Genomic DNA, 19,575 nt, shown 5'->3' with positions numbered 1-19,575 from the left:
CAGCGCTCTGCGGCGGCAAGGCATGGGCGCGGCTTCGGGCGCAGGCGGCTTTCTAGAATCCGCCCCCTTTGCCTGTTTCCCCGGACCGCTTCCGGCTTCCTTTCTTGCGCCCGCCATGAACCTGCCCGCCTACACCCGCGCCCAAGACTTGCCTGCCACTTTGAGCAAGCGCCTGGTCATTCTGGATGGGGCCATGGGCACCATGATTCAGCGCTTCAAGCTGGACGAGGCGCAGTACCGGGGCGAGCGCTTCAAAGACTTCGCGCGCGATGTCAAGGGCAACAACGAGCTGCTCTCGCTCACCCGCCCGGATGTGATTGCCGACATTCACGACAAATACCTGGCCGCCGGCGCCGATCTGATTGAAACCAACACCTTCGGCGCCACCAGCATTGCGCAGGAGGACTACGGCATGGCCGATCTGGCCCGCGAGATGAACCTGGCCTCCGCCCGGCTGGCGCGCGCCGCGTGCGATCGCCACGCCACGCCCGAACGCCCTCGCTACGTGGCCGGGGCGCTAGGCCCCACGCCGCGCACCGCCAGCATCAGCCCCGACGTGAACGACCCGGGCGCGCGCAACATCACGTTCGAGCAGCTGCGCGCTGCCTATCTGGAGCAGGCGCTGGCGCTGATTGAAGGCGGCGCGGACGTGCTGCTGGTGGAAACCATCTTCGACACGCTCAACGCCAAGGCTGCGCTCTTTGCCATCGAGCAAGCGTTTGACGCCACGGGCGAGCGCCTGCCCGTCATCATCAGCGGCACCGTCACCGACGCCTCGGGCCGCGTGCTCTCGGGGCAGACCGTCACGGCTTTCTGGCACAGCGTGCGCCACGCCCGCCCGCTGGCCGTGGGCCTGAACTGCGCGCTGGGCGCGGCGCTCATGCGCCCCTACATCCAGGAGCTGGCCAAGGCTGCGGCCGACACCTTCATCAGCTGCTATCCCAATGCGGGCCTGCCCAACCCGATGAGCGAAACCGGCTTTGACGAAACGCCGGAAGTCACCAGCCGCCTCGTGCACGAATTTGCCGCCGAAGGGCTGGTGAACATTGTGGGCGGCTGCTGCGGCACCACGCCCGATCACATCAACGCCATTGCCCGCGCCGTCATGCCGCTGGCGCCGCGCGGCGTGCAGGCGGCGCGCTTTTACGCGGCGCAGGCGTGAGAGCCTGCTCTCGGGCAGCGTGGTGAACAGGCTCCAGGCAGGCGTCCGCAGGGGCGCGGCCTCAATCAGCCCATGCGTGAATGGCGGCCCACAAGAAGAAGCCGCCTTTCAGGCGCGCGGCCTCCGGCTTCTGTCTTGCAGCAAAAACAGGAGCGAATTCAAGGCATTGAAAAGTAGCTTCTGCGCAGATTCCACTAGGACGTATTGCTATGCAAAAAGGAGCTGAACAAGGCGGTCTTGCCTTTTGCTTTCATTCCGTCTTTGTTCTGCCTTTGCGGCGCAGAAAAGCGGCGCCCAAGCCGCGCGGCGCTTCAGCTGCACCTATCTGCCTGGCGCATTGGGCCGTGCCTGTTTTCCATTCCGCCCGTCCGTTTGCCGCCGGGGGCCTGCCCGTGGCCAGATGGCGGCTACTTGATCAGGGCCTGCCAGTCGCGGAAATGCGGGTGTTCGGCGCTGCGCAGCCATTCAAAGCCGACCATTTCGGTCGTTGCCAGTTCCGCGCCTGCGGCGGCCAGGCGGTCGTAGGCGGCGTCGCGGTTGCGCTCGGTGCGCGAGGCGCAGGCGTCGGTCACGACCCAGACGTCCCATTCCTCATCCAGCAGCGTCAGGGCTGTTTGCAGCAGGCACACGTGCGCCTCGCAGCCAGCGATGACGATGGAGCTGCGCTGCGGCGCGGACGGCTCGGCGGGCTTTTGCAGGTGGCGGGGCAGGCTGCGGGCGTTGCCGCCGCGCGCGGCGGGCTGGGGCGGGCGCGGCGGGTTGAGCAGGGGCGCGAGTTCGGATGCGCCGCCAAAGGCGGTTTTGGGTACGGCGCGGTCCAGCAGGCCAGCCAGCTCGGGGGCGCTGCCGCCGAGCTTGGCAGGGCATTGCTCGGTGGCCCAGACGGGCACGCCCAGCAGACGGGCGAGCTTGGCCAGGCGCACGGCGTTGGCCAGGGCGGCGTCACCCTCGAAAAGCGCGGCCATCAGGCGCGGCTGATAGTCGATGAGCGCCAGTTGGGAGTCAGTGGCTTCAAGCAGCATGGCGGTGGTTCCTCATGGGAAGAAGGGAAAGCGTGTTCAGATGCCGGGTTGCAGCGGGGCTGGGCTTTTGCATCAGAAAGAGGAGCAAATTCAAGCCATCGGAAAATGGCTTTTGCGCTCATTCCACTAGGACATCATGCTATTGATACAGGAGCATGCAAGGGGTGAGTGCGGGTTGCGTGCATCGGGGGCTTGTCATGGCTCAAGCCAGCTCGCGGAAGGCGGCGCGGGCGGCTTGCAAGGTGGCGGCAATGTCGTCTTCGCTGTGGGCGGCGCTGACGAAGCTGGCCTCGTACAGCGCCGGGGCCACGTAAACGCCGCGCGAGAGCAGGCCGTGGAAAAAGCGGTTGAAGCGCGCGGCGTCGCTTTGCATGACTTCGCGGTAGTTTTGCGGCAGGCGGGGCAGCAGGAAAAAGCCGAACAGGCCGCCTTCGCTGTCGGCGCAAAAGGGCACGCCTTGTTCTTGCGCGGCGGCCCGAAGGCCATCCACCAGCGCGCGGGTGCGGGCCGAGAGGGCTTCGAAAAAGCCGGGCTTGCGGATTTCGCGCAGGGTGGCCAGGCCGCAGGCGGTGGCGACGGGATTGCCCGAGAGCGTGCCGGCCTGATAGACGGGGCCGAGAGGGGCGAGCTGCTCCATGACATCACGCTTGCCGCCAAAGGCGGCCAGGGGCATGCCGCCGCCTATGACTTTGCCCATGACGGTGATGTCGGGCGCGAAGCCCGCAATGGCCTTGGCGTGCAGGCTTTGCACGCCGCCCAGCGCGGTGCGAAAGCCGGTCATCACTTCGTCATAGATGAGCAGCGCGCCGTATTGGGTGCACAGCTCGCGGCAGCGGCGCACGAAATCAAGGCTGGCGCGCACGAAGTTCATGTTGCCCGCGATGGGTTCGATGATGAGGCAGGCCAGCTCGCGCCCGTGCAGGGCGAAGGCTTCTTCCAGCTGGGTGAGGTTGTTGTATTCGAGCACCAGCGTGTGCTGCACCACTTCGGGCGGCACGCCCGCGCTGGTGGGGTTGCCGAAGGTGGCCAGGCCGGAACCGGCCTTGACCAGCAGGGCGTCGGCATGGCCGTGGTAGCAGCCTTCAAATTTGATGATCTTGCTGCGGCCCGTGGCGCCGCGCGCCAGGCGGATGGCGCTCATGCCCGCTTCAGTGCCCGAGGAGACGAGGCGCACCATGTCCATGCTGGGCATGAGCGAGAGGATTTCTTCGGCCAGCTCCACTTCGCGCTCGGTGGGCGCGCCAAAAGACAGGCCGTCTTGCGCGGCGCGGCGCACGGCTTCCAGCACGGCCGGATGGCCGTGGCCGAGGATCATGGGGCCCCAGGAGCCGATGTAGTCGATGTAGCGCTGGTCATTGGCGTCCCACAGATAGGCGCCCTGCGCGCGCTGGATGAAGCGTGGCGTGCCGCCAACAGCGCGGAAGGCGCGCACCGGGGAATTGACACCCCCCGGAATGACGCGGCGCGCGCGCTCCATCAGGGCATCATTACGATCGTTTACAGAATTTGTCATGAGAGGCTGGGCAAATGTTCACGCTGGAAAGTTGTGACAAGGCTGCCTGTGTGTTGCAAGTCTGTCACGGCGGCATTGACTTTCCCTCCCAATTTTGCCAGAGCGCCCTTGGGCGGCTGCGGCCCGCCCGGGCCATTGGTTTTTGAGATGGCTCAGGTAGATGTGCGTATAACTTATAGATACAATCGTTGCACTCCATGCGACATTGGCATAAGCTTGCACCGTCTCTATGCCCTTTGTTTCATGGGGCGGCGTGGCTGGCTGCCGCATTGAATGGCGGCGGGCAAGCCGCGCGGAGAGCTTTGCTTGTGGGCGGCGCGCCCGCAGGCAGGAGAGAAAACAGACTTTCCGGGTTTGCTTCCCGGCTTGAAAACAGTTTCGAGAAAATCATCCATGAAAGTACTGATCATTGACGATAGCAACACCATCCGCCGCAGCGCCGAGATTTTTCTCAAGCAGGGCGGCCATGAGGTCATGCTGGCCGAAGATGGTTTCGACGCGCTCGCGAAAATCAGCGATTTCCATCCGGATCTGATTTTCTGCGACATTTTGATGCCGCGGCTGGACGGTTACCAGACCTGCGCCATCATCAAGCGCAATGAAAAATTCTCGACCACGCCCGTGATCATGCTGTCTTCCAAGGACGGCGTTTTCGACAAGGCGAGGGGCCGCATGGTGGGGTCGCAGGAGTACCTCACAAAGCCCTTCACAAAAGACCAACTGCTGCAAACCGTGCGGGATTTCACTGGACAAGCCAATTAAGGAGAACATGATGGCCATCCGTAACGTGCTGATCGTGGATGATTCCAAGACCGAACTGATGTTTCTCAGCGAATTGCTGAAGAAAAATGGATTTTCCGTGACAACGGCTGAAAATGCGGAAGATACCTATAAACGCCTGGCCGAGGCCATTCCAGACCTGATTCTGATGGACGTGGTCATGCCCGGACAAAATGGTTTTCAGCTGACGCGCGCCATTACGCGCGATCCGAAGTACGCCAACGTGCCCGTGATCATGTGCACGAGCAAGAACCAGGAAACGGACCGCGTGTGGGGCATGCGCCAGGGCGCGCGCGACTACATCACCAAGCCGGTCAATCAGGCCGAGCTGCTGGCCAAGATCAAGGCGCTGGGATAAGCGGTCATGTCCGACAAACAAGCTTTGCGCGACTTCCAGGGGCGCCTGGCTGAGCGTTTGCAGGCGGCGACTCAGGCCAGCGGCGCAGAAGCCTCGTGGCTGGCCGTGGAAGCTGGTACGGCCCGGCTGCTGTTTCCCCTGGATCACGCGGGGCAGATTTTTCCGTGGTCGGCCATGCAGCCGGTGCCTTACGTGCGCGCGTGGTTTATGGGGGTGACCAACCTGCGCGGCAATCTGTGCGGCGTGGTGGACTTGGCTGCATTCATGGGTACGGCTCCCGCCAAGCCGCGCAGTGAAATGGCGCTGGCCCAGTGCTGGCTGGTGGCCTTCAATCCTTTGCTGGAAACCAATTGCGCCTTGCTGGCGGATCGTCTTTCCGGGCTGCGGACGATGGAAATGTTTACCGAATCAGCGCCCGCGCCCGACGGCGCGCCTGCGTATTTTGGGCATCTTTATACCGACAACCAGGGCGTGCAATGGCAGGAAATCAATTTGCAGGCTCTCTCGCTTGATGCGTCGTTTCTGAGCATCGGCACGACATCTTCTGAAAGCTGAACATCATGGCCTTTTCCGACTTGTTGAAGAAGAAAAATACGGACGCGGACGCATCCGGCGGAAATTCAACCCAAAGCCCCAGCGGCTTTGGCCTTTCGACGACGACCGCCATCATGGAAGGCGAGGGCGCTGCCGCAGGCGCTTCTTCTCCAAAAGATGGCGCTGCGCTGTATCTGTCTGACTCATTCCGGATGCCGGTGCTTGGGCAAGGCACGGCGGAGCGCCATCAGCGCGTGCTGTTCGTTCTGCTGGGGCTTTGCGTGGCCGTGTTGGCCGGCATGGTGGCCTGGACGGTTTTGAGCACGGACAAGGTGGCCAAGCAGGTGTCCGCCACGGGTAATGCGCTGATGCAGTCGCAGCGGCTGGCCAAGTCGGTTTCGCAGGCCGCCGTGGGCAATGCTTCCGCGTTCGCCGAAGTAAAGGAAAGTGCAGACGAGCTGGATGCCTCGGTTGCCGGTTTGCAGAAAGGCAGTGAAACCGTGCCCCGGCTTGGCGCGGACTATGCAGAAAGCATGAGCCAGATCGTGCCTCTGGTGGAGCGCGCCCACAAGAACACGCAGATCGTGCTGGGCCAGGAAAAAACGCTAACGCAGGTGGGCGTTTCCCTGCGCAAGATGAGCAGCAACTCCACGGAGCTGCTGTCCATTGCGGAAAATATTTCTTCTCTCAAATTGCAGGCCAATGCCCCAGCGGCAGAGATGTCGGCCACGGGCCAGCTGGTGATGCTGACGCAGCGCATCAGTAAATCCGCCAATGAGTCGCTCACGCTGGACGGCATCAACCCCGAAGCCGTGTTTCTGCTGGGCAAGGATTTGAATACCTTCAAGGAAATTGCCGAGGGCTTGCTGAACGGCAACGCGGATCTGCGCCTGGCGCCCGCGCGTGATGACCGCGTGCGCGAGAACCTGCAATCGCTGCTGAAGGTTTATGAGCAGACCCGCGCGGATGCCAGCGGCATTCTGGGCAATCTGCAAGGCCTGGTGGCCGCCCGCGAGGCGCAAAACAGCATCGTGGCTGACAGCGAACCCCTGCGCAAGAGCTTGCAGGCACTGGAAAGCAAACTTTCGTCCACCTCGGGCCTGCGTCCCGAGCACTTGCTGGGAATGATCATTCCAGGTCTGCTGGCCCTGCTGGCTGCGGCCGGGCTGGGCTACGTGCTGCTGCATGAAAGCCGCCAGCGCCAGTCGCTCGCTGAAGAGCAGCGTCATCTGGCCGAACTCCAGCAGCAGGAATCCAAGCGCGTCAATGACGCCAACCAGGCGGCCATCTTGCGGCTGATGAATGAACTGCAAACGGTGGCCGAGGGCGATTTGACGCAGGAAGCCACGGTGACGGAAGACATCACCGGCGCAATTGCCGACTCGGTGAACTACACGGTGGAAGAGCTGCGCTCGCTGGTGGGCAACGTGCAAAGCACGGCCACGCGCGTGGCGCAGACGACGAGCAAGGTGGAAAGCACCTCCAACGAGCTGCTTAACGCCTCCACGCAGCAGCTGCACGAAATCCGTGAAACCGGCCAGTCCGTGCTGGACATGGCGGCCCGCATCAACCACGTTTCAACGCAGGCGCAGGAATCGGCGGCCGTGGCGCGCCAGTCGCTGGTTGCTGCGGAATCGGGCCTGACGGCCGTGCAAAACACAATCGGCGGCATGAACGCCATTCGCGACCAGATTCAGGAAACGTCCAAGCGCATCAAGCGGCTGGGCGAGTCTTCACAGGAAATTGGCGAAATCACCGAGCTGATCGCCGACATTACCGAACAGACCAACGTGCTGGCGCTGAACGCCGCCATTCAGGCCGCTTCCGCTGGCGAAGCAGGCCGGGGCTTTTCCGTGGTGGCTGAAGAAGTGCAGCGGCTGGCGGAGCGCTCGGCCGATGCCACGCGCCAGATCGCTTCGCTGGTGAAAGCCATTCAGACCGACACGCAGGACGCGGTGGCCGCCATGGAGCGCTCCACGCAGGGCGTGGTCGAAGGCGCGCGCCTGTCCGACAACGCCGGAACGGCCCTGTCGGAGATCGATAGCGTGTCGCGCCGCCTGGCCGAGCTGATTGAGCGCATTTCCGCCTCGGCTTCCAAAGAGGCGCAGCAGGCCAATGAAGTGGCGCGCAACATCCAGCATATCTTTGCCGTGACGGAGCAAACAGGCGAAGGCACTCGCTCCACAGTGGCGCAGGTGCGTGATTTGACCCGCATGGCGGATGAACTGCGCCAGTCCGTGGCGCGCTTCAAGATTGCCTGATCGCCGGGCCAGAGGAGTCGTCAATTCATTTCCCGGTTGCGGCGGACACGATCCGGCAGCCGGGGCCGCGTCTGATAAGGGCGCGGCCCTCAAAACAGAACAATCTTGGGAGTTCACATCGTCATGGCACTGAACCCGGCTGAGGCCAGCGCAGGGACCCACATCAATACTGGCGACCTTGGGCCGCTGGCATGGGTTCTTGACGAAACCAGAAAATCGCTCGAAGCAGTTACCAAGGCGCTCAGGCGCTTCGTCAGCGATGCGGAAACCGCGCGCGGGGTTGATTTGTCCACCATCGACAGCGGCCCGCTGCGCCTGGTGCGCCAGCAGCTGCACCAGGTGGTTGGCGCGCTCGAAATGGTGGGGCAGGACGTGGCGGCGCACATGGTGCGCGGCATGGAGGGCGTTGCCCAGCAGTTTGTCCAGCATCCCGAAAAATGCACGGAAAAGGCTGTATCCGTTGTCGAAAACGCCGGATTCGCCCTGGTTGAGTATCTGGAAGGGCAGCTGGGAGAAAACCCGCGCCCGGCGTTGGGACTGTTCCCGCAGTTTCAGGAAGTGCAGCAGCTGGCGGGCGCTGACCGCATTCACCCGGCGGATTTGTGGCCCGTCAGTTGGCGCTGGGTCAATCCGGCGACTCCGGCAGCCTTGCAAAAACTGCATTACGACACGGCGGTGCGCCAGCGCGTGGATCACGGCACGCTCAAGATCATGAAGACGGCCGATGCCAACGCCGCAGAGGAGCTGTGCGTGGTCAGCCTGGGGCTGGCTGACGGTGAAACGGCGCTGCATCCCAGCATTTTCTGGAAGCTGTCATCGGGCTTTTTCGAGGCATTGGGGCATGGCCTGCTCAAGCCGGACGTGTATATCAAGCGCGCGGCCTCGCGCATTCTGGTTCAGTACACCGCGCTGGCGCGAGGCGAGCATTCCGTTTCCGAAAGGCTCGCGCAAGATCTGCTGTTTTTCTGCTCGCAAGCCCAGCCGAAGGGCGAAGAAACCCCGGTGCTGAAAGCCGTTCGCGCGGCATGGGGCTTGCAGGACAGCGAGCCTGTCGATTACCAGACGGCCGTCTTCGGCTTGTTTGACCCTTCGGTGCTGGCGCAGGCGCGCCGCCGCATTGACACGCTCAAGGAAGCATGGTCTGGCCTGGCGGGCGGCGATCTGGCGCGGCTCAAGAGCAGCGTGGACCAGTTCGGCCTTGTGGCCGATTCACTGCGCCGCCTGCACGCGCATGGCAAGCCCCTGGCAGACGCCTTTGTTCATGTGGCCCGTCACGTGGCCAAGTCCGCCGCCGTTCCGTCCCCCGACCTGGCGATGGAAGCGGCCACGGCCGTGCTGTTTCTGGAAGCGTCCTTCGTGGATTTCCGCCCTGGCGATACGGTGTTCGCCGCGCGGACGCGGCAGCTTGCTGACCGTCTTGAGGCCATCTTGCATGGCGGTGTGCAGCAGCCTCTGGACTCCTGGATGGAAGAGCTTTACCGCCGCATCAGCGACCGTCAGACGCTGGGCACCGTGGTCAGCGAGCTGCGCGTGACGCTGGGCGAAGTTGAGCAGCAGCTCGATCAGTTCTTCCGCAACGTAGCCGACCGCGCGCCATTGAGCACGGCGCTGACGCAGATGGTGCAGATGCGCGGCGTGCTGCTGGTGCTGGGGCTGGATCAGGCAGCTCAGGCCGTGGCGCGCATGCGCGATGTCGTCGAAAACATCACGCAATACGATGGCGAAGACATCCAGCAGGCGCACGCGCAAGACTTCGAACGGCTGGGCAACAGCCTGGGGGCGCTGGGTTTTCTGATCGACATGCTCAGCTACCAGCCCGTGCTGGCGAAAAAGCTGTTCACCCTGGACGAGGAGACGGGCGAGCTGCGCCCTATCATGGGCCGTACTGCGCCGGCCCACCTGCTGCAAAGCGCAGACGAAGCGCCATCGCTGCCAGCTTCGGGCGATGACGGCGCGCAGCCCGCCATTGCCGACCTGATCGACGACGTGCGGGCTTCTTCCGAAAGCACCCCGCACACATTGCCGGGCCAGCTGGAGCAAATTGCCCTCTCGGCGGCGCTGGATGACAAGACGGCGCTGGCCAACGCCGCCAAGGAGGCCGCGCGCGCCGCGCGCGCCAACGACGCCGAGGGCCTCAAGGGCGCAATGGACAAGCTCACCACCTTGGCCAGCCCCACACCGGCTCCCGTGGCGGTGCCAGCTGCCGCCGAGCCGCAGGTGGATGACGACCTGCTCGACATCTTTCTGGAAGAAGCGCGTGAAGTGATCCAGAACGGCCAGCAGGCCATTCAGGCGCTGGAGCAGCGCTCTGACGACATGGAGCAGCAAACCACGCTGCGCCGCGCCTACCACACGCTCAAGGGCAGCTCCCGCATGGTGGGGCTGAACGAGTTCGGTGAAGCGGCCTGGGCCATGGAGCAGCTCATGAACGCCTGGCTGGCCGAGCAAAAGCCCGCCAGCGCCGAGCTGCGCGCCTTGGCTGCCGAGTCCATGCTGGCTTTCGGCAACTGGGTGGAGGCCATTGCCGCCAAGCAGTCTGGCCATTGGCAGGCCGGGCCTTTCCGCATCAGCGCCGAAGCCATGCGCACCGGGCAGGAGCGTGTTCCGCTGCCTGCCATGCCAGTGGCAGCCGAAGAACCTGCGGCGCAAACGGCAGCTCCCGCAGAAGAAATCATTGACGTTGCTGAAGCGGAGCTGCCTGCCCAGACGGATGCGCCGCCTGAAACTGCGGCCGAGTCTGCGCCTGAACCGGAGGCTGACGCCGTTCCGGCAGATGAACCAGCCACGGCGGAGCCTGCGGCCGCTCTGGGCCTGGCGGATCTCGACCTGCCCGACCTTGCCCTGCCAGAGCTGGGCAATGACGAGGCCGTGCCGCCGGTCATTGAAGCGGAGGCAACCGAAGAACCGCAGACAGCCGAGCCTGAACAAGCCCAGACGGTTGAAACCAGCGAGGGCGCTTCCGCAGATGATTTGGCGCTGTTTGAGCCGCCCCTGGAAGAATCGCCCGCGCCTGAAATCATCGAAATCGACAGCCTGCTGCCTGATCTGGAACTGGGCGGCCAGGGGCAAGAAGCGGGAACGCCAGAAACGGAGCTGCCGCCCGTTGAAGACTTCGCCCCCGACACGCTGATTGCCATTGAAGAAGCGGATGACGTGGATTGGTCTGATTTCGGCTTCGTGCAAGAAGAGCAGCAGCCGCAGTCAGTGGAATCTGGTGCAGACGCCGCAGCGGCGCAGGAACAAGTGGCCGAGCCGCTTCAGGAACCGGCCGGGCAGCCCGCTGCCGCAGGCGAAGGCCAGGCGGCCCCGCAAGAAGAGGCCAGCGCCGAAGACCTGCCCGTGGTCATTGGCCCCCTGAGCATCAGCCGGCCGCTGTACAACGTGTATTTGAGCGAGGCCGATCCGTGGTCACGCAGCCTGGTGGAAGAGTTGGACACTTGGGCCAGCCATCCCAACCAGACGGTGCCTGAACGCGCCATTGCCTGCGCGCACTCTTTGGCAGGCGCGTCGGCCACAGTGGGTTTCGAAAGCCTCTCCGTCTTTGCGCGTGCTGCCGAACACGCCATGCAGCGCCTGCATGGCCAGTTGCAGGGTTCGGCCCATCAGGTTCGCACCTTGCAGGCTGCCGCCGCTGAAATTTCGCGTGTACTGCACCAGTTCGCTGCGGGCGCGCTGCAAGAACCCGGCTCGGCCTTGCTGGCGGACATCAATGGTCTGGAGCCTGAAGGCCAGACGATCATTGCGCTGCCGCCCGAAACAATGCCCGCCACACTGCCGGCTCCGGTTGAAGAAGCGCCTGCGCCCGTTGCCCAGCCAGTCCAGCCAGCCGCTTTGGCTTCGCCTGCGGCTGCCTCCGCCAGCCCGGCCGCGCCTTCGCACGCGCATGCGCCTGCCGTGTTTTCCTATGTGGCCGAGCCTTCCGTTCCGGCTGCAGCTGCCGCTTCGCGCACCACGGTCCAGATTACCGATGCGCCCACGCACCCCGTGGCCGACGGCATTGACGTGCAGGACGCCATCGACGAAGACCTCTTTCCCATCTTTGAAGAAGAAGCCGAGGAGCTGCTGCCCCGCCTGGGCGAAGCCCTGCGTGAATGGACGGAAAACCCCACGGATGCCAGCGTGCGCGCCCGCGTGCAGCGCGGCCTGCACACGCTCAAGGGCAGCGCCCGCCTGGCTGGCGCGCTGGTGCTGGGCGAAATGGCGCACCGCACCGAATCGGCCATTGAGCAGCTGGGCGCCGTCGAAAACCTGAAGAAGGCGGATGTGGAGCCGCTGCTCGAATACCTGGACGAGCTGGAAAACACCTTCATCCGCTTGCAGGCGCAGGCGGCTGGCGAGGCCTACGAGCCGCAGGCGCACCAGCAGCCAAGGCCCGCTCCCACTCCCGCTGCCGCGCCTGCGGCCATGCCTCCGGCTCAGGTATCCGTGGCTCCGGCGGCGGCGCCCGCCTCAGCCGCGCCTGCCCCAAGCGCTGCACGGGCTGCTGCGGCGCCCGCGCCGCAGGCCAAGGCGCCCGCTCAGCCAGCCGCGCCGGCCCAGCGCCCCGCCAGCGGCAAGGTGGCGCCGCCCGCGCCGCTTTCGCTGACGGCTTCGCGCGCGGCGGCCAATCAGGCAGTGCGCGTGCGCTCGCAATTGCTGGACCGTCTGGTCAATCAGGCCGGCGAGGTGATGACTTCCCGCGTGCGGCTGGAAGCGGCGCTGGGCCTGCTGCGCAACTCGCTGGGCGACCTCACCGGCAACCTCGACCGCCTGCGCCAGCAGCTGCGCGACGTGGAGCTGCAAGCCGAAACCCAGATGCAGTCGCGCCTGGCGCTCACCAAGGACGCCCAGCAGAACTTCGACCCGCTGGAGTTCGACCGTTTCACCCGCATGCAGGAACTCACCCGCATGATGGCCGAGTCCGTGAACGACGTGGCCACCGTGCAGCGCACCTTGCAGCGCGCGCTCGACTCCAGCGAAGACGATCTTGTGGCGCAGGCGCGCCAGTCGCGCGAACTCCAGCGCGATCTGCTGCGCACGCGCATGGTGGAGTTCGAAGGCATCTCCGAGCGCCTGTACCGCGTGGTGCGCCAGGCCGCCAAGGAAACCGGCAAGTCCGTCAAGCTCGAAATCACCGGCGGCTCCATTGAAATGGACCGAGGCATTCTGGATCGCATGACGCCCGCCTTCGAGCACCTCTTGCGCAACTGCGTGGTGCACGGCATCGAGCAGGCCGCCGTGCGCGCCAGCCGGGGCAAGGAAGCCACCGGCACCATCTCCATTGACGTGAGCCAGTCCGGCAACGACGTGTCCGTGGCCTTCCACGACGACGGCGGCGGGCTGGATGCCGCGCGCATCTGCGCCCGCGCCGTCGAGCGCGGCCTCATCAAGGCCGGCCAGCAGCTCAGCAATGAGGAAATCGCCAGCCTCATCTTCGCGCCCGGCTTTACCACCATGTCGCAGGTCACGGAGCTGGCGGGCCGTGGCGTGGGCATGGACGTGGTCCGCACCGAAATCCAGGCGCTGGGCGGCCGCATCGAAACCACCTTCACCGAAGGCAAAGGCTCCACCTTCCGCCTCGTCATGCCGCTGACCACCGCCGTCACCCACGTGGTGATGGTGCGCGCGGGAGCGCTGTCCATTGGCGTGCCTTCCAACCAGGTGGACATCATTCACCGCGCCGGCCCCGAAGTGCTCCAGCAGGCCTACGAAAACGGCACCTTCATGCACGAAGGCCAGGCGCTGCACTTCTATTGGGCAGGCGCGCTGCTGCAAAACTCTCCGCGCAGCACCGAGCCGCCTTCGCGCAGCACGCCCGTGGTCATCTTCCGAAGCGCCGACCAGCGCATTGCCGTGCACGTGGACGAAGTGCTGGGCAACCAGGAGGTGGTTGTGAAGGGCCTGGGGCGCCAGCTCTCGCGCCTGCCCGGCCTGGTGGCCGTTACCGCGCTGGCTTCCGGCGCCGTGGCGCTCATCTACAACCTCGTGGCGCTGGCCACGGTGTACGGCGCGCAGGCCAAGGCTTTCAGTGCAAAGGGCGCAAAGGGCAGCGAAGACAAGAAGGCGGCCGCCGCGCAGTCCGGCATTCCGCTCGTGCTGGTGGTGGACGACTCCATCACCGTGCGCCGCGTCACCCAGCGCCTGCTCCAGCGCGAGGGCTACCGCGTCGCCCTCGCGGCCGACGGCCTGCAAGGGCTGGAGCGCCTGCGCGAAGAACGCCCGGCCGTGGTGCTCTCCGACATCGAGATGCCGCGCATGGACGGCTTTGACTTCGTGCGCAACATCCGCGCCGACGCCAGCCTGAAAGACCTGCCGGTCATCATGATCACCTCGCGCATCGCCGAAAAGCACCGCGACCACGCCGAAGAGCTGGGCGTGAACCACTACCTGGGCAAACCCTATTCGGAAGACGACCTGCTGCACCTCATCAAGGAATACGCCTTGGTGACAACGCCCGCCGAGGGCGCTTGACTGCGGGCCGCCCGCAGCCTGCGCGAAGACAGGCCCATCCGTGCGATGGGCCTGTTTTTTTATGGCCTTGCAAGGGCATGCCTCTGGCTCCGGGGCCTGTCTGCGGCCAGCCCCGTGGGGCAGGAAGGCGGCTTTGGGCGGCTGGCGGGGCAGGGTAGGGCGCAGGGCGGGACAAAAAATGAAGCGCACTTCAAAGCCGCCTTGCGCTTCCTCCTGAATTGCCGCGCCCGCGTCTTGAGGCGCGGGCGCGGTTGATGTGGGCGGAGCGGGCCTCCAGACGGATCCATTTCGCCGGGTTGGATCAAAAACAGGAGCGAATAAAAGGGGCAGGAATGCCGTCCTGCGCAATATCCACTAGGACGTCATGCTATTGATAAAGGAGCTAAAAAAGGCTTTGCCAGCCAGGGCTGAAGCCGCGCGGGCGCGGAGCCTGAGAACCGGTTCAGAGACGGCTGCCCCCAAGGCCGGGTTTTCATGCTTTGCCTCCGGGAGCGGAGCCGTTTTTCGCGGCTTGCGTCCGGCGCTTTTTTGGGGAGCATCCGGCGTTTGCGTTCGCGCTGACGCGTCTGGCAATTCCGCTATCCTTTGCCTTCTGTTTCAACTGCTGCATGACCCACCGTGCCTGACCCACATTCAGCGCCTCACGCGGCCCGCGCGCATGAGCGCCCAGGGCGTTCTGAAGACAAGCGGAGTTTTTTCCGCCGGCTCATTGAATTTCTGAACCCGGGCGTGGATTCGACGCATGAGCTGATTGACGCGCTGGCCGAGGCCGAGGACAAGCAGCTGATTGACGCTGACAGCCGCGTGATGCTCGAAGGCGTGCTGCGCCTGGCGGAGATGACGGCCAAGGAGGTGATGGTGCCCACGCCGCGCATGGACATGCTCGACATTGACGCGCCTTACGAAGCGCTGCTGCGCACGGTGATTGACACGGCGCATTCGCGCTTTCCCGTCTATCAGGGCGAGCGCGAGAACGTCACCGGCATCCTGATGGCCAAGGACTTGCTCAAATTGCAGCGCGCGCCCGAGCTGAGCGTGCGCACGCTGGTGCGTCCGGCCATGTTCGTGCCCGAGAGCAAGGGGCTGAACGATCTGCTGCGCGCTTTTCGCATCAACCGCAATCACATGGCCATCGTGGTGGACGAGTTTGGCCGCATGGCGGGGCTGATCACGATTGAAGACGTGCTGGAGCAGATCGTGGGCGAAATCGAAGACGAGTTCGACGGCGAGGCTGAAACGGGCGACATCTTCGCGCTGGCCGATGGCACTTGGCGCGTGGCCGGGCACACGCCGCTGGAGAAGGTGAACGAGGCCTTTGGCGTGCATCTGGGCACGGTGGCGGACGCAGACTTGCCCGTGGCCTTTGACACCATCGGCGGCCTGGTGGCGCATGAAATGGGCCGCGTGCCCGTGCGCGGCGAGCAGTGCACGCTGGGCGGGCTGCAATTGCGCGTGCTGCTGACCAAGGGCGGCGCAGTGCGCTGGTTTCGCGTGCTGCCGCCGGCGCGCCCTGCATTGAAGGATGAGGCGTCATGAGTGCTTTTTCTCCCCGCGCGTGGGCGCTTTCTGGCGGTCTGGCCGTGCTGGCCGGGCTGACGCAAGCCGTGGCGCTGGCCGATCCGCTGGGCGGCCAGCCCCACTGGTGGCTGCAAATGCTGGGCCTGGGGGCGCTGGCGGCGCTGCTGGCGCGCGTGGCGCTGCGCCTGGCCGTGCAGGCCCCGCGGCAGGCCACCAACCGCATGACGGCGCGCATGGCGCAGCCGCCCGCTGGCGCCCGCCCGGCCGTGCGCTTTGGCGCGGGCTTTGCGCTGGGCTGGCTGTTCGCGCTGGGCTGGCTGACGGGCACGTTCTGGTGGCTGTTCATTTCCATGCACACCTACGGCGGGCTGGCCGCGCCGCTGGCGGTGCTGGCGGTGCTGGCGCTGGCGGGTTTTCTGGCGCTGTATTACGCCGTGGCGGCGGGCCTGTTCGTGGCCTGCATGCCCCTTGCGCACGAGAAAGAGCGCGAGAAAGAGGATGACAACGCGCCAGGCGCGCCGCCGCGCATCAAGGCGCTGCGCGCGGCGCTGCTGTTTGCCGCGCTGTGGACGCTGGCGGAGCTGGCGCGCGGCACGCTGCTGACGGGCTTTCCGTGGGGCGCGGGCGGCTATGCGCATGTGGACGGGCCTTTTGCGCCGCTGGCGCGCTGGGTGGGCGTGTATGGCATTGGCTTCGTGGCCGCCTGGCTCATGGCCTTCATCGCCCTGTATGCCATGCAAAAGCACGACGGCGAAGAAGCCACGCAAGTGGCCCTGCTGGTGCTGGGGCTGGTGTCGTGGACGTGGTGGCTCAACCAGGAATCGCAAACCGCCACGGCCAACCCCCTGCCGCCCATGCAGGTGGCGCTGCTGCAAGGCAACATTCCGCAAGATGAAAAGTTCGTGCCCGGCACGGGCGTGATTGACGCGCTGCGCTGGTACGGGCAAGAGCTGCGCGAGGCCCGCGCCACCCTGGTCATCGCGCCCGAAACCGCCATTCCCGTGCTGCCGCAGCAGCTGCCCGACGGCTACTGGCAGGGCCTGCTGCGGCGCTACGGCGCAGCGCGCGAAGGCCAGAGCGCGCAAGCCGCCCTCATCGGCGTGCCGCTGGGCAACGCCAGCGAGGGCTACACCAACTCCGTCATGGGCCTGGCGCCCGGCCAAAGCGCGGCCTACCGCTATGACAAGCACCACCTGGTGCCCTTTGGCGAATTCATTCCGCCGCTGTTCAAGTGGTTCGTGCAGCTGATGAACATTCCGCTGGGCGACTTCAACCGGGGCGCGCTGGCGCAGCCCTCTTTCGCCTGGCAAGCGCAGCGCCTGGCGCCCAACATCTGCTACGAAGACTTGTTTGGCGAAGAGCTGGCCGCCCGCTTTGGCGACCCGGCAGCCGCGCCCACCGCCTTTGTGAACCTGAGCAACATCGGCTGGTTTGGCGACGGCGTGGCCATCGACCAGCACCTGGCCATCAGCCGCATGCGCGCGCGCGAATTCGAGCGCCCCATGCTGCGCGCCACCAACACGGGCGCCACCGCCATCATCAACGCGCACGGCCAGGTCACGCACCTGCAGCCGCGCACCACGCGCGGCGTGCTCACGGGCGAATTCGAGGGCCACACCCACCTCACCCCTTACGCCGTCTGGACGGCCCGGTGGCGCTTGTGGCCCCTGTGGGCCGCCTGCGCGGCGCTGGCGCTGCTGTGCGCCAGCTGGCGCAAGCGGCATGGGCGCTGATTCGCTCCTGAATTCATAGCGTGATGTCCTAGTGGAAAGTGCGCAAGGCACACTTTCATGCCCCCTGAATTTGCTCCTTTTTTGGATTGAAAAGAGCCTGCTTCCGGCCAGGGCGTAGCGCCCGGCCCCTGCGCGAAAACCATGTTCACCACTGAATTTCTGGATGTCCCCGCCCTGCGCGCCGTGCAGGGGCGGGTGCGGCTGCCTGGCTCCAAGAGCATTTCCAACCGCGTGCTGCTGCTGGCGGCCTTGAGCGAGGGCGCGACGCGGGTGCGCGGCCTGCTCGATAGCGACGATACGCGGGTGATGTTGCAGGCGCTGGCGCAGATGGGCTGCGGCGTGCGCCGCGCCGATGACCGGGCTGATGAGGTGCTGATTGAGGGGCTGGGCGGGCGCGCGCCGGCGTCGCCTACGCGGCTTTTTCTGGGGAACGCGGGCACGGCGATGCGGCCGCTGACGGCGGCGCTGGCGCTGCTGGGCGGCGAGCATGAGCTGTCGGGCGTGGCGCGCATGCACGAGCGGCCCATTGGCGATTTGGTGGCGGCGCTGCGGCGGCTGGGCTGCCGCATTGAGGAGCTGGGGCAGCCGGGTTTTCCGCCGCTGCGCATTGCCGAAGCGGCGGGCGTGCCGCCGCTGGCGCTGGATGCGCCGGTGCGGGTGCGCGGCGATGTTTCCAGCCAGTTTCTGACGGCGCTGCTGTTGGCGCTGCCGCTGGCCGCGCGTGAGCGCGAGGTGACGGTGCAGGTGGAGGGCGAGCTGATTTCGCGGCCTTACATCCACATCACGCTGGCGCTGCTGGAGCGCTTTGGCGTGGCGGTGCAGCGGCAGGGGTGGGAGCGTTTTGTCATTCCCAAGGGCAGCCGCTATCAGTCGCCGGGCGAGGTGTGGGTGGAGGCAGATGCGTCTTCGGCCAGTTATTTCATTGCGGCGGGGGCGCTGTCGGCGCCGGAGGGCGGCGAGGGCCTTGTGATTGAAGGGCTGGGGCTGGATGCGGTGCAGGGCGACATTCGCTTTGTGGAGGCGGCCCGCCTGATGGGCGCGGATGTGCAGGGCGGCAGCGGCTGGCTGCGCGCACGGCGCGGGGCCTGGCCGCTGAAGGCGGTTGATCTGGACTGCAACCACATTCCCGATGCGGCGATGACGCTGGCCATGATGGCGCTGTATGCCGATGGCCCCAGCACGCTGCGCAACATTGCGAGCTGGCGCGTGAAGGAAACCGACCGCATTGCCGCCATGACGGCCCAGCTGCGCAAGCTGGGCGCGGCGGTGGAGGAGGGGGCCGATTTCATCCGCATCACGCCCCCGGCGCTGGCGGGCGGCTGGCGCGCGGCGAGCATTTGCACTTACGACGATCACCGCATGGCCATGTGCGCGAGCCTGGCGGCTTTCAACCCGGCCGCGCTGCCCGTGCGCGTGCAAGACCCGAAGTGCGTGGCCAAGACGTTTCCGGACTATTTCGAAACGCTGTTTGCCGCCGCGCGGCCCGCACGCGCCGTGCCCGTGATTTGCATAGACGGCCCCACGGCTTCCGGCAAGGGCACGCTGGCGGCGGCGCTGGCGGCGCGGCTGGGCTGGCATTACCTGGACTCTGGCGCGCTGTATCGCGCCACGGCGCTGGCCGCGCGCCAGGCCGGCGTGGCGCTGGATGACGAGGCGGCGCTGGCCCGCCTGGCCGCTGCGCTGCCTTTGCGCTTTGAAGCGGGCCGCGTTTGGCTGGACGGGCGCGATGTGAGCGAAGCCCTGCGCAGCGAGCAAACGGGCATGGATGCCTCGGCCCTGGCGCCGCTGCCTGCCGTGCGCGCCGCCTTGCTTAACTTGCAGCGCGGCATGGCCCGCTTGCCGGGGCTGGTGGCCGACGGGCGCGACATGGGCACGGTGGTGTTTGCCGATGCGCCGCTGAAAGTTTTTCTCACGGCCAGCACCGAAACGCGGGCCGAGCGCCGCTACAAGCAATTGGCCGCAAAGGGAATTTCGGCTAACATCGCCCGCCTTCGCGACGACCTTCAGGCGCGCGACGCGCGGGATGCTTCCCGCGCCGCCGCGCCGCTCAAAGCCGCGCAAGACGCCCTGGCGCTGGACAACTCCTGCTTGAGCATTGAGCAATCGGTGCAGCAGGTGCTGGACTGGTGGCAGGACAGGCAGCCTTTCTAGCCCCGCAAGGCCGGCAAGGCCGCCGCAAGCTCCGCTGGCGCTGCAAGGCGCTGGCGGTTTTTTTCAACCTCAACCTCTTGCGGGCCAGCCCGC

Annotated in this window: 11 protein-coding genes; 9 read left to right on the top strand and 2 right to left on the bottom strand. The window is 65.7% G+C overall.

The features are described 5' to 3' along the window. The first annotated feature begins 115 nt into the window (after nt 1-115). Nucleotides 116-1,162, top strand: coding sequence for a homocysteine S-methyltransferase family protein (locus tag ADJ79_RS03160; protein ID WP_050716366.1), 1,047 nt, complete (start codon nt 116-118; stop codon nt 1,160-1,162). A gap of 407 nt (nt 1,163-1,569) precedes the next feature. On the opposite strand, the gene ADJ79_RS03155 is transcribed toward ADJ79_RS03160, so the two are convergent. Together ADJ79_RS03155 and hemL are read right to left on the bottom strand one after the other, a co-directional pair. After that, nucleotides 1,570-2,184 carry an isochorismatase family protein gene (locus tag ADJ79_RS03155; protein ID WP_050714750.1) on the bottom strand — a complete coding sequence of 205 codons (615 nt, stop codon included), beginning with the start codon at nt 2,182-2,184 and terminating at the stop codon, nt 1,570-1,572. Nucleotides 2,185-2,386: 202 nt separating this feature from the next. Then, a complete protein-coding gene (hemL, locus tag ADJ79_RS03150; protein ID WP_050714749.1) occupies nt 2,387-3,697 on the bottom strand; it encodes a glutamate-1-semialdehyde 2,1-aminomutase in 1,311 nt (436 codons plus the stop codon). A 393-nt stretch (nt 3,698-4,090) separates the two neighbouring features. Here hemL and ADJ79_RS03145 point away from each other — a divergent pair, with 393 nt between their 5' ends. The 8 genes from ADJ79_RS03145 (at nt 4,091) to ADJ79_RS03110 (ending at nt 19,482) form a co-directional block, all read left to right on the top strand. Next, a complete protein-coding gene (locus ADJ79_RS03145) occupies nt 4,091-4,459 on the top strand; it encodes a PleD family two-component system response regulator (RefSeq protein WP_050714748.1) in 369 nt (122 codons plus the stop codon). Nucleotides 4,460-4,469: 10 nt separating this feature from the next. After that, entirely contained in the window at nt 4,470-4,835 is a 366-nt protein-coding gene (locus tag ADJ79_RS03140; RefSeq protein ID WP_050716365.1) for a response regulator transcription factor, read from the top strand. A gap of 6 nt (nt 4,836-4,841) precedes the next feature. Continuing rightward, nucleotides 4,842-5,390, top strand: coding sequence for a chemotaxis protein CheW (locus ADJ79_RS03135; protein ID WP_050714747.1), 549 nt, complete (start codon nt 4,842-4,844; stop codon nt 5,388-5,390). Nucleotides 5,391-5,395: 5 nt separating this feature from the next. Further along, nucleotides 5,396-7,630 carry a methyl-accepting chemotaxis protein gene (locus tag ADJ79_RS03130; protein WP_082202859.1) on the top strand — a complete coding sequence of 745 codons (2,235 nt, stop codon included), beginning with the start codon at nt 5,396-5,398 and terminating at the stop codon, nt 7,628-7,630. Nucleotides 7,631-7,753: 123 nt separating this feature from the next. After that, nucleotides 7,754-14,080, top strand: coding sequence for an Hpt domain-containing protein (locus ADJ79_RS03125; protein WP_050714745.1), 6,327 nt, complete (start codon nt 7,754-7,756; stop codon nt 14,078-14,080). 618 nt (nt 14,081-14,698) lie between these two features. Further along, nucleotides 14,699-15,616 carry an HlyC/CorC family transporter gene (locus ADJ79_RS03120; RefSeq protein ID WP_050714744.1) on the top strand — a complete coding sequence of 306 codons (918 nt, stop codon included), beginning with the start codon at nt 14,699-14,701 and terminating at the stop codon, nt 15,614-15,616. Beyond that, complete coding sequence (gene lnt, locus ADJ79_RS03115) at nt 15,613-17,331, top strand: apolipoprotein N-acyltransferase (RefSeq protein WP_050714743.1); 1,719 nt, start codon at nt 15,613-15,615, stop codon at nt 17,329-17,331. Before ADJ79_RS03120 ends, lnt begins: the two co-directional genes overlap by 4 nt. Before the next feature lie 141 nt (nt 17,332-17,472). After that, on the top strand, nt 17,473-19,482 hold the full coding sequence (locus ADJ79_RS03110; RefSeq protein WP_050714742.1) for a bifunctional 3-phosphoshikimate 1-carboxyvinyltransferase/cytidylate kinase: 2,010 nt from the start codon (nt 17,473-17,475) through the stop codon (nt 19,480-19,482). Nucleotides 19,483-19,575: the final 93 nt, after the last annotated feature.

The sequence above is a fragment of the Ottowia sp. oral taxon 894 genome (assembly GCF_001262075.1).
Classification (GTDB): domain Bacteria; phylum Pseudomonadota; class Gammaproteobacteria; order Burkholderiales; family Burkholderiaceae_C; genus Ottowia; species Ottowia massiliensis.
Note: the sequence above shows the minus strand (reverse complement) of the source record. Positions and strands in the feature narration are given on the sequence as shown.